This is a genomic window from Variimorphobacter sp. HTMS_6 (assembly GCF_059717775.1).
The window spans coordinates 1,032,914-1,045,178 of sequence record NZ_AP046094.1; the positions used below are offsets into that span (position 1 = coordinate 1,032,914).

General features: G+C 37.1%; 11 protein-coding genes. 8 read left to right on the forward strand and 3 right to left on the reverse strand.

The window, feature by feature from the left end; genetic code table 11:
* Window positions 1-47: 47 nt before the first annotated feature.
* From malQ to AC6IWN_RS04565, 6 genes are all read left to right on the forward strand, one after another.
* Window positions 48-1,565: a 4-alpha-glucanotransferase gene (gene malQ, locus AC6IWN_RS04540; RefSeq protein WP_497991188.1), complete on the forward strand. Its 1,518-nt coding sequence runs from the start codon at window positions 48-50 to the stop codon at window positions 1,563-1,565.
* A 42-nt stretch (window positions 1,566-1,607) separates the two neighbouring features.
* Entirely contained in the window at window positions 1,608-3,947 is a 2,340-nt protein-coding gene (locus AC6IWN_RS04545; protein ID WP_497991189.1) for a glycogen/starch/alpha-glucan phosphorylase, read from the forward strand.
* Between the two features lie 73 nt (window positions 3,948-4,020).
* Window positions 4,021-4,698, forward strand: a complete 678-nt coding sequence (locus AC6IWN_RS04550) for a response regulator transcription factor (RefSeq protein WP_497991190.1) — start codon at window positions 4,021-4,023, stop codon at window positions 4,696-4,698.
* Window positions 4,695-5,765: a sensor histidine kinase gene (locus tag AC6IWN_RS04555; protein WP_497991191.1), complete on the forward strand. Its 1,071-nt coding sequence runs from the start codon at window positions 4,695-4,697 to the stop codon at window positions 5,763-5,765. The genes AC6IWN_RS04550 and AC6IWN_RS04555 overlap by 4 nt, the downstream gene beginning before the upstream one ends.
* Before the next feature lie 86 nt (window positions 5,766-5,851).
* A complete protein-coding gene (locus tag AC6IWN_RS04560) occupies window positions 5,852-6,799 on the forward strand; it encodes an ABC transporter ATP-binding protein (RefSeq protein ID WP_497991192.1) in 948 nt (315 codons plus the stop codon).
* Window positions 6,796-7,614: an ABC transporter permease gene (locus tag AC6IWN_RS04565; RefSeq protein WP_497991193.1), complete on the forward strand. Its 819-nt coding sequence runs from the start codon at window positions 6,796-6,798 to the stop codon at window positions 7,612-7,614. Before AC6IWN_RS04560 ends, AC6IWN_RS04565 begins: the two co-directional genes overlap by 4 nt.
* A gap of 259 nt (window positions 7,615-7,873) precedes the next feature.
* Here the strand turns inward: AC6IWN_RS04565 and AC6IWN_RS04570 are convergent, their stop codons facing one another.
* From AC6IWN_RS04570 to AC6IWN_RS04580, 3 genes are all read right to left on the reverse strand, one after another.
* Entirely contained in the window at window positions 7,874-8,152 is a 279-nt protein-coding gene (locus AC6IWN_RS04570) for a hypothetical protein (protein ID WP_497991194.1), read from the reverse strand.
* Window positions 8,153-8,156: 4 nt separating this feature from the next.
* Window positions 8,157-8,912, reverse strand: coding sequence for a hypothetical protein (locus AC6IWN_RS04575; protein WP_497991195.1), 756 nt, complete (start codon window positions 8,910-8,912; stop codon window positions 8,157-8,159).
* A 77-nt stretch (window positions 8,913-8,989) separates the two neighbouring features.
* Window positions 8,990-9,469: an S-ribosylhomocysteine lyase gene (locus tag AC6IWN_RS04580; RefSeq protein ID WP_497991196.1), complete on the reverse strand. Its 480-nt coding sequence runs from the start codon at window positions 9,467-9,469 to the stop codon at window positions 8,990-8,992.
* A 482-nt stretch (window positions 9,470-9,951) separates the two neighbouring features.
* On the opposite strand from AC6IWN_RS04580, the gene AC6IWN_RS04585 reads away from it, so the two are divergent.
* Window positions 9,952-10,650, forward strand: a complete 699-nt coding sequence (locus AC6IWN_RS04585; RefSeq protein ID WP_497991197.1) for a LytR/AlgR family response regulator transcription factor — start codon at window positions 9,952-9,954, stop codon at window positions 10,648-10,650.
* Between the two features lie 33 nt (window positions 10,651-10,683).
* Window positions 10,684-11,973: a sensor histidine kinase gene (locus AC6IWN_RS04590; RefSeq protein ID WP_497991198.1), complete on the forward strand. Its 1,290-nt coding sequence runs from the start codon at window positions 10,684-10,686 to the stop codon at window positions 11,971-11,973.
* The last annotated feature ends 292 nt before the right edge of the window (window positions 11,974-12,265 follow it).

Consider the following 12,265-nt stretch of genomic DNA (forward strand, 5'->3'; position numbering starts at 1 on the left):
TTAGAGTATCATTATAGCAATAACATTTGGAAAGGAAGTATATGACTTTGGAGCGGAATTTTAGACTTGAGAGGGGAGCCGGAGTATTAATGCCTATAAGTTCACTTCCATCACCGTACGGAATAGGGAGCTTTGGAACAGAATGCTATAGTTTTGTTGATTTTTTAAAACAGATTGGATGCAGCTATTGGCAGGTATTACCCTTAGGACCTACAGGTTACGGCGATAGCCCGTATCAATCCTATTCCGCCTTCGCAGGTAATCCTTACTTTATTGACCTAGATATCCTAGTCGATGAGGGTTTATTAAAGAAGGATGAAATCAATAAGCTGTGTTGGCAAGTGGAAAAAGAGTATATTGATTATGATGCATTATATCAACTACGTATACCTGTTTTAAGGAAAGCATATGCACAAAGTAATCATAGTACCTCGGAACGTTATCTGGAGTTTTGTAAGTATAATAGTTATTGGATGGATGATTATGCACTCTATATGTCTCTGAAAATTTTATTCTTAAACAAGAGTTGGCTAGAATGGGATAGTAACGTTAAAAATCGTAAGAGTGATGTGTTAATGGGTTATTCAGAACAAATGAAAGATGAGATTGAGTTCTGGAAGTTTTGCCAATATAAATTCAGGGAACAATGGAACCGTGTTAAGCATTATGCGAATATATCAGGAATTAAGATTATTGGAGATATGCCGTTATATGTATCGGAAGATAGCACGGATGTATGGGCTCACACAGAATTATTTGAACTTGATCAGGAGAAGCATCCCAAACGGGTTGCAGGGGTTCCACCGGATGCTTTTTCCGATACCGGACAAAGATGGGGTAATCCATTATACCTTTGGAGTGCTATGAAACTGGATAATTATACCTGGTGGCGGGAGAGAATGAAGCTTTCTTCCGAGTTGTATGATGTAATCAGGATTGACCATTTCATTGGAGTAGTGAACTATTATGCGATTCCAGCTAAAAGCAGCACGGCGATGGAGGGAAAATGGCAAGTAGGACCCGGTAAGCAACTGACTGATGTACTCAGAGAATCAATAGGTAATGCGAAAATTATAGCGGAGGATTTGGGAATCGTTTCACCAAAGGTTAGGAAGCTAATTTGTAAAAACGGATATCCTAGTATGAAAGTCTTGGGCTTTGCCATAGAAGGACCGTCATCGAATGAGTATTTACCCCATAATTATATAAGCAGCAATATCGTAGCCTATACCGGAACGCACGATAATGAAACTTTGATGGGGCATTTGTTGAGTAAAACAGAGAAGGAATTAAGCTTTGCCTTTCAGTATTTCAATGTGACTAAAATTGAAGATCTTTCGAATGCAATCATCAGATCTCTATATTGTAGTATAGCGGATGTCATTATATGTCCAATCCAGGATTTGCTGGGGCTGGATAACCGTGCGAGAATGAATTATCCGTCCACAACCAGTGGAAACTGGAGGTGGAGAATAAAGAACAGTATGTATCAATCCATTGATAGGAAGCTGTTAAAAGGGTATGCAGAGCTTTATAGCAGATTACCCAATAAGGAAATAAAGTGAGGACAGAAAGTTCCACCCACATTGGCAGAATGGAGGATTAATATGGAGAAGTGTTGGAAAGAGGATGTATTAGCAATACTGGAAGCAGATTATCACACCACAATCTATGAGGCGAATATGGTGGAATTGTATCAAGCCATTTCAAAAAGTACGATGAAGTTTCTATACAGTGATTGGAAAAGTGAGAATTCAGGGAAAAAGGTTTGCTATCTTTCCGCTGAATTCTTAGTAGGAAAATTTATTTTTCAAAATTTATATAATTTAGGATTGATGAAAGAATTTAATGAACTGATGGAGGAGAAGCAAAAAGATATCAGTTTTTTTGAAGAACTAGAGGATGCTGCACTTGGTAACGGTGGTTTAGGACGGTTGGCTGCTTGCTTTTTGGATTCCGGTGCATCCCTCGGAATATTAATTAACGGTTATGGAATACGGTATCGATATGGTTTGTTCAAGCAGTTTTTCGAAAAGGGTTTTCAAAAGGAAAAAGAAGATGATTGGCAAAGTTTTGGCGATCCTTGGTCAGTTCGAAGAGAAGAAGATAAAATTAGAATTGATTATAAAAACAGCTCCGTTTACGCGGTACCATACGATTATCCGGTAATCGGTTATAATAATAAGAAAATCAATACCTTGCGTCTATGGCAATCGGAACCGATTAAAAAGTTTGATTTTAAACTTTTTAATGATCAAAGATATGCAGGAGCGTTCAAATGCCAAACTGAAGCGGAGAGTATTAGCTGCATCCTTTATCCGAATGATAATAACGACAAAGGTAAGAGATTAAGATTAAAGCAGGAGTATTTTTTCTCCGCAGCAACGATGGCGGATCTGGTGAGAACATATAAGAAGAAATATGGCGATGACTTTTCACATTTTTCCTCAGAGTATGCAATTCAACTCAATGACACTCATCCGGTTGTAGCAATACCGGAGCTGATACGCCTGCTTATGGAATCAGAGAAGATAAGTTTGGAGGCTGCAATAAAGATTGCAAGAGAATCCTTCGCCTATACCAATCACACAGTGATGTCTGAGGCATTGGAAAAGTGGAGCGTGACACTGTTTCAATCCGTCATTCCAAAGGTCTATAGCTATATATTACTGATTCAGCAAAGGTTATTAGAGGAGCTGAAGTTACTTGGTATGAATACGTATAACACGCAAAAGGATTATCTGATTGTAGATAATGATATGATTCATATGGCGAGGCTTGCTATCTATGTCAGCCACTCGATCAACGGGGTGGCTTCCATTCATACTGACATATTAAAGTATGATCTTTTAAAGGAATGGTATGTGATTTATCCGAATCGCTTTAATAATAAAACAAATGGTATCTCGCAACGAAGATGGCTTGCAATATGTAATGAGGAATTGTCTGAATTTGTGACTTCAAAGATTGGGCAGGGGTGGATTACTAATCTGGAGTTATTAAAAGAACTTGAAAAGAATTGCGAAGATGAGGATTTAATCAAAGAATTTGACATGATCAAACAAAGAAAGAAGAACCAACTTGCTGAGTTTATCTATAAGCAGGAGGGGATTGTGATTGATCCGAAGTATATCTTTGATATTCATGTTAAGCGGATTCATGAATATAAGAGACAACTACTGAATGCTTTTTCCATATTAGATATCTACTTTGGAATCAAGGAGGGAAGAATTAAGGAGTTTCATCCGATGTTATTCCTTTTTGGTGGTAAGGCAGCGCCTGGATATTATAGAGCGAAAGGCATTATAAAGTATATTAATGAAATAGCAAAGTTAATCTCTAGTGATTATGAGGTCAATGGGAAAATGCAGGTGGTGTTCCTCCCAAATTACAATGTATCCTATAGTGAAAAGTTAATTCCTGCCGCTGATATCTCAGAACAGATTTCTACCGCAGGGACGGAAGCTTCCGGTACCGGTAATATGAAGTTTATGCTGAACGGGGCAGTGACGCTTGGAACTTATGACGGTGCTAATATCGAGATAGTAGAGCAGGCAGGGGAAGAAAATAATTATATCTTTGGTGCCAGGGTGGAAGAACTTCGGTTAATTACTCCAACCTATCAGCCAAGAGAGCTTTATGATGGGAATCCACGCATTAAGAAAGTTCTGGATACATTAATTGATAAGACTTTTGATGACGGAAATACCGGAATGTTTGAAGAGTTATATCACTCCATTCTTGATGGAGCTAGCTGGCATAGAGCAGATTATTATTTTTTACTACATGACTTTATTGACTATAATGAAGAACGGCTAAAAGTGAACCAGGATTATTCAAATGCATACGAGTTTCGGAAAAAATGTTTTCTTAACATGGTGAATGCTGGGAAGTTTTCAAGTGACAGAGCAATTAGAGAATATGCCAGAGATATTTGGTCTGTTTAATTTCTGTTTACAATTGTATGTTATAATAATCGTAAAGTGGAGTATAACATAACAATCTTAACGGAGGTTGCGAATGAGTAAAATAATGATAGTTGACGATGATCCGAATATTCGGGAGCTTGTCAGTGTTCTATTAAGAAACGGTGGCTATGACGTTTGTGAGGCAAAGGACGGCCGTGATGCGTTACAGAGAATCACCTCCGATAATCCGGAGGCAGCCATTATAGATTTAATGATGGCGAATATGGATGGTTATGAGCTTTGCAAAAAGCTTCGAATGTATTATGAAAACATGCCGATCCTTATGCTAACCGCAAAGTCGGATTTAATGTCCAAGGTAAAGGGATTTGAAGCAGGAACGGATGATTATCTTACTAAGCCCTTTGAGGGAGACGAATTATTGATGCGTGTTAAGGCACTACTCAGGCGTTATAAAATTGAGGCTTCACAGACGGTTAGTGTAGGTCGTGTTATTATTGACAGAAGCAGTTATTCGGTCATAATCAACGGTAAGAAAGAAGACATTCCGATGAAAGAATTCGAGTTACTGTTTAAACTGGCAGGATTTCCGGGCCGGACATTTTCAAGGGATACACTGATTGAGGACATCTGGGGTTATGATTTTGATGGAAATGAACGTACCTTGGATGTGCATATAAGCAGACTAAGAGAACGATTTTCGGAAGAGATATCAGGCTTCAAGATATCCACAGTTCGAGGTTTGGGATATCGTCTGGAGGTGGTAGCTTGAGAGAGGGTAGAAAGCCAAAGTATATATATAGTATAGCATGGCGAATATTTATGGTTATGGTATTGTTTGCTCTATTAAACGGCTTAGGATACCTGATTACCGAGTTCGTATATCGCTATACCGGACACCCACCGGAGGCTTTTGCGCACATGTTATCCGGCCTGGCAGCAATTTTAATATTTAGCCTGATCAGCTTGATCTTTCAATTCTTTATGAAACTTAGTAAGGCTTCAGAACGCCACAGGGGTGTGCATAACCAACTGACCGACGCACTGGATCAGATATCAAAAGGAAATTTTAACGTTCTAATTGACACGAATCAAAGTCATTTTCATGATGAACTGGCAAATGCGATTAATGATATGGCAAAAAATCTAGGTACGATGGAAACGATGCGGCAAGATTTCATATCCAATGTGTCCCATGAGATTCAATCGCCGTTAACATCAATCAGTGGTTTTGCTACGTTATTAAAAGATGATAAGCTTACCGAGGAGCAAAGAGTACATTATGCAACCATAATCGAAACGGAAAGTAAGCGCCTATCTTCCTTAAGTGATAATTTGCTAAAACTCTCTTTACTTGACAGTGATAAAAAACCGTTATCAATAGTAGAATATCGTTTGGATAAGCAGATAGAAGGAATTATTCTTTCGATGGAACCTCAATGGTCCTCTAAGAATCAAATGCCGGAAGTAGAGTTAGAGAAATGCTTGATAGCAGGTGATCAAGACCTCTTATCACAGGTATGGGTTAATCTCTTGCATAATGCGATTAAATTCACTCCGAAGCAGGGTTCTATCTATATCTCATTAACTAAAGATGTGGAAAACGTAATCGTAAAGATTACAGATACCGGCATTGGAATTGCGCAGGAAGATCAGGTCCATATATTTGAGAGATTTTATAAAGTGGATAAATCCCGTGATAGAGCGTTGGGGGGCAATGGACTAGGATTGTCATTGGTTAACAAGATAATAAATCTTCATGATGGTAAGGTAAGTGTAGATAGTGAGTTAAATGAAGGAACTACGTTTATGATAATTCTGCCAATAAGAAAAAGATAAATTTACATTCCGTTTAAATTATGTTTAACCTCCGTTTAATTTGGGGCAGTAAGATTAAGCCATCAAATGAAACGGAGGATTTTTTTATGAGCGCAATGATAGAGGTCGATAATCTCAAAAAACAATATAAGTCTTCAAATGTTGCTGCTGTTGATGGAGTAAGCTTTCACGTGCAGGAAGGAGAGTTTTTCGCCTTCTTAGGTCCCAATGGAGCAGGGAAAACAACGACTATATCGATACTGACTACCACACTGGCAAAAACCTCAGGAACAGTTAAGATTGCAGGCTTCGATGTAGAAAAAGAGGCGAGAAAGGTACGTGAGAAGGTCGGTATTATCTTTCAACAACCAAGTCTTGATCCATCTTTAAGTGCGGAAGAGAATATCCGATTTCATGCCTGCTTATATGGAATGTATGGATATCGTCCGAGCTTTCGCATGATGCCGGCTTCCTATCGAAATCGAATTATGGAATTGGCACAAATCGTGGGCATTGAGGATGCACTATTCAAACCGATTAAAAAGTTGTCAGGAGGTATGAAGAGAAAACTAGAGATAATACGCAGCCTGATTCATACGCCGAAGGTATTGTTTCTTGATGAGCCAACACAGGGTTTGGATGCTGTAAGTCGACGTTCCTTATGGGAATATATCAATAATGCCCGTAAGGAGAACGGCACTACGATTTTTCTGACAACACACTATATTGATGAGGCAGAAAAGGTAGATAGGGTATGTGTAATTAACCATGGGAAGATAGCAACCTGTACTTCGCCGGAGAATATGAAAGAAAGTTTAATTCGTAGAGAATTAATATTGGATGCAGATAATAGAGAAAGTCTTTTTCAGGAGTTGGAGGATAAAGGACTGCAATATACCGTAGATCGACATGTATCCATAGCACTGGGTGATAAATCTGCGCAAGAAATTATAACACTATTAAAAAATAAACTTACCGTGTTAAGGATTAATGAGCCATCACTAGAGGATGCGTACATTGAATATCTTACAGATACAGGGAGGGCAGCACTATGAACGAATTAGTGGTTTCCAAAAAACACTCAAAAATATTTCGTGAACTGAATGCAATTTTTACGATAATGTCACGGGATATTACGTTAACAATAAAGTCACCGGCTACCATTATATTAAGTTTGGCTTTTCCTATTATCATGATGGGAATGTTGGGAGGAAATCTGTCTCAGAATATGGCTTCCGGTCTGGACTTTTCTTACAACCGATTTATGATGGTTGGAATGCTCATCAATATGTTATTCATGGGTACAGTGATGCAGATGACTTCCTTGGTGGATGATCATGAAACGGATTTTACACAGGAGATGTTAGTATCCCCGGCTTCACGCTATTCCATTGTAATCGGAAAGATCTTCGGGTCCATGTTTGTAGCAATTATAAATATGATCGGTACTTTGGCTGTCGGTTTGGCTATGGGTATCACCATAACCTGGGTTCAGTTGTTGCTATTATTTATACTGTCACCATTGATGTGTCTCTCAGCGGGAGCTATTTCGATGTTAATTATCGGCTTGATCAAAAATAAAAGAACCGCCAATACTGCAGTTATGCTAATTGTTATGCCACAGATGTTCCTGTCGGGAGCAATTATACCGATTAATCATTCCAGCGGAATCTTATATGTTTTGAATCATCTTATGCCGATGACCTATTGTCTTGATTTGGCGAGAGCAGTTATCTATGCCGGTACAGATGAATATGCAAGAATCGTCATGTTCAATCCAATTATTAATTTCGTTACGATTGTTGCATTAACGATAGTATTTTTAGTGATGGGTACAATAGGATTTGCCGGATCTGAAAAAAATAAATGATAAAAGATAGAAATAAAAGATAGAAATAAAAGATAAAAGATAAAAGATAAAAGATAAAAGATAAAAGATAAAAGATAAAAGATAAAAGATAAAAGATAATAAAAAAACAACAAGTTTAAGTGTAGAAACATAGAATATACCTATCCTGCAGCTTTAGATCGGATCAAAGGAAGAAATCATTCAATCTGTAAGCACATAGCATGAGGGATAATATGTATCGAGGCACTTAAACTTGTTTTGTTTGGAATACTTACTTGTTTTACTTTCGGTTATTTGCCATTACTTTTTTGATCATTTCGAATTGTGCTTTTTCTTTCGCGTTCATATTCTTAGTTAATATCTCTATCATCAAATCGGATTCATCCTTAGTAAAAGAAAGGTGTTGTTTTTGAAGTTTTTTCTGTGTGTTCATTAACAAAGGAATTAATTTATCCATTGGTTTTCCATCAGCATCCTGCACTAATTCTAATAGTATAGCAAGCTTTTTGGGATCAATATTTTTGAGCCTGGGATTATCACTCCAAGAATTATCAGCCATCATTTCACTCCTTATCATCATCTGATTTACTATTATTATCATATGACATGGCATTGAAAAGCATGCTTAAGTTTTGAAAGGAGGACATCTGATCCTGTGGGATCATGGATTTTAACATTTCAAACATATTATTGTTCATGCCACCCGTTGAATTTGTACTGCCCGTGGTATCATTTTCTTGCTGTTCATCTGAGTGTTTCGAGTCGGATGCGTCAGTATCAGAACTGTCATTGGCTGAATCCGTTGCTTCAGCCGCTTTAAAATGTTCTGTATCGATATCGGGGAAAGGGCTATCGGAAGAACTCTCTGAGGTATCACTGCCGAAATTACTGAAGTTCTTAAAGATTGATTCGAAGGCGGAACCGTTAAAATTGCCGGTAACATTATCTGCATCACCCGCCCCGAAAGCATCTGCGAATGAAAAATCACCGACATCCTGCATATTTTTCATCATGGACATCATGTTATTGTACATTTCAAAGGTTCGCTTCATATTAAAAAAGTTAAGAAAGCGATCTACCATTTCTTGTTCCTTAGCACTACAAATGGGTCTTATACCTCTTAATAATCCCTCAAAGTCGATATTAGATGAACGAAAGCCGCTGGCAGCCAGTTTACCGGGTTTGGTGGCTGAACGCAAACTTCCCATTAAATCTAAAAACTTTGCAAATAATTCGGCTGTACCTTTGAGCGGTGAATCAACAAAAGGAATTGCAGCCTTGATGATATCTGCGGTATGAGTAAGATCTTGGTCTGCCATAGCTTCTCCCATTATAAATACTCTTTACATTATATTCATTGGGACAGTAAAAATGAACCTCTGAGGGAAAGGGGACATCAGGACGGATAATTTAAAGTTTTGTCTTCAATCTTATATAGCACCTCATCAAGGAACTGTTTCGCATAATGCTTCGCAAGAGGTAAGTCCATATCGGAATAGTTGCCACAGTTTTCGGCTGTTGCGCCAGGAATATCTCCTTCAAAATCTCTCATGAACTCATACATCTCAATTAGGAGAGGTATAATGCTCTTTGATTCGAAATCTCCACCCAGTAACAGGTAGAAGCCGGTGCGGCAACCCATCGGTCCAAAGTATACCGTCTTATCAGCGTAATGTTCGTGATTACGTAGAAAGGTTGCACCAAGGTGTTCAAGGGTATGAACCTCACCGGTGTTCATAACGGGATCAAAATTCGGGCGTGTCATTCTGATGTCGAAGGTAGTGATCACTTCATTTCCAATTTTATCTTTTCGGGATACATAAACTCCACGAAGTAATTTCATATGATCGATTGTAAAGCTGGCGATTTGTTTCATAATGCATCATCCTCCAATAATTCCTATTTTTACTTATTTGTGAATCAAAAGCCATAAACTTAGTAAAACGTCAATTCAGATAATGACATGCAGGAATATGAAATAGAAAACATATTCAACTAAAATTTTTATAAATTGACGGACTTAAGTATTTGGAGGCTTTTGAGCACTAACTATCTACTCAAATATAATCAGGTTATTATATTCCTATTGATTTTACATTATGTGATAATACAAGTGGCACGAGTATAACTTATCAGAATATAAAATGTTTACCTTCGGATTTGAGTTTTTTCAGTTACTATAGTTAATATTGTAACACATGAATTGCCGTCTGTGAATTACATTTCGAGCATATATGTTTTACAGAATAGTAAAAACTACGTATGAAATGGAAACTTCTTACTGTAATAACTTGACGAATTATAGGTAGATTGATATGATAATAGTATTCTTCATTATATTGGAAAGAAGGGGAAAAATTGGTAGTCGGAATATGCGATGATGAATTAATGATAAGAGAGGAATTAGTGAAGTTTTGTAAGAGGTATATGCAGGCTTATTCATTGTCTTTTGAGATAATCTGTTTTTCTTCCGGGGAAGAAGTAATTGCTTATGAGAAAACCCTAGATATTCTATTTCTTGATATTCAAATGGGTGGAATGGATGGAATGGAAACTGCAGAGCAGCTACGCATGAAGGATAATAATGTTACACTTATATTTCTGACCGGCTATGTGAATTATATGCAGGCAGGGTATCGTGTAAGAGCATTCAGATATCTACTAAAACCGATAAGTAGACAGGAATTTAAAGAGGCGTTATCGGATGCAATTCAGGATATCAAGAAGGACAGCAGGGTTATTGTTGGTTCTGATGGGGAGACGATATTCTTAAAGCTAAAAGATATAATTTATATAGAGTATGTAGATCGATATACCGTAGTTAGAACGCGGAATGATTATTTTCAATCATTTTCGTCAATGAATGATTGGGAAAATAATCTGAATACCGGAGATTTCTATCGTGTTCATAAATCCTATATTGTAAATTTGGAGTTTATCAAGGAAATTGGTAAGGAGATTGTACTAGACAATGAGGAAAAAGTCGAGGTTTCCGTTCGTAAAGTAAGCGCATTAAAAAAAGCATGTAAAGCATACAGAAAGAGAAATGCCAGATAGGGGTGAGTTACCATAGCAACGATAGTATATGTTATGTATACATATTTTACGGATTTTATTAAATTATGGCTGGTTTTAACCGGAATATTTAGTATCGCGAGAACAAAAGGGAAAACTAGATATCTTGTACTGGGAGCTCTTCAGATAATATTCCTTATTATTGGAGGAAGTCTGAGGCATTTATATAAAGATGTGATTCTTGCTATTAACTCCGCTATAGTTGTTGTTGTGGTTTGCTTTCTGTTAGAAGGAATGTTTTTGAAAAAATTAGCTCTTTCTATTTTATCCTACTTGGCGATCTCCTTTATGGATGCAGTATTGGTAGCAATACTGACCTTGGTGAACTTCTATTCGAATACTCCGCTGGAGCATGTTTTAACGAATATCGTCAATATTATATTAATTGGCTTTGCGGTAGTTATTAAAAATAGAAAGTATACAAATTTTAAAATTAATTTTACAAGAAAAATATATGCGATGTTCTTTGCCGGTGCAGGAACGGGATTTTTAATTATTACAGCCCTTCTGATCGAATCAAATAGCAATATTAATGACACGGCGCGTCGTTTTATATTATTGATAACAGTAGTACTTGTAACGTTTTATTGTTATGTATGTATTAAATTCAGCTTTATCAGTGAATCTATGGACGTGTATAAGGAATTATCTCTGATTAATCAGAGCATAATTGAATCTCAGCAGAAGTATTATACTTTGGTAAATGAAAAACAGCAGGAAATACGTTCGTTAAGACATGAGATGAAAAACCACCTGGCGTGCATTAACAGCCTCTATCACTTGAATAAAATTCAGGAGATGGAGGATTATATGGGGGAATTGATAAATTTGTCAACGAAGACCGCTCAGCTTATCGATACCGGGAATGATATTGTGAATGCTATATTGAATGATGTTCAGAGCAAACGTCGGAAAGAAAATATAGTACTGCGTGTAGAAGGCGGTTTTCCCGACGAGCTTCATATTGCCTCCATGGATCTTAGCGTTATATTTGCAAACCTTATATCGAATGCAATAGAGGCCATACAAAGAATGAAAAGGACGGAGGATACCCTCTATTATATCGATGTCAGAGTAACAAATTATAAAAATGATCTTTATATCGATGTCAGAAATCCTTGTGAAAATAATTTGCAAATTATAAATGGAAGTTTGATTACTTCAAAAAGGGATAAAAGTCGTCATGGCTTTGGAGTAAGCAATGTAATCCAAAAGGTAGAAGGGTATCACGGAAGCTATAGTTTTAAACAGCAGAATAATGAATTCGTGGTAGAAATATTTATGGAGAACAATCCTAAAGATTAAAATTTGACGTTCATGCAGGAAAACACGACGTTCATGTATCCACCTATTGAAAACACCTTGTCCATATGCTATAAAAAGCATGTGACAAGGTGTTTTCTTTGAAAAGGAGGTTCGGCATGATGTCAATTATGTCTACAGATTTGGTTGATCTTATCATTCGTTTATTCAGAAAACATTAATCTTTTGAAAGTATCTATTGGGGAATATATACTTTTCTTTTTCAGCTGACTCATAAGGCAAAATGCCCGGATTGTTTGTTCAATCCGGGCATTTTGTGTTTTATGAGCAAGGT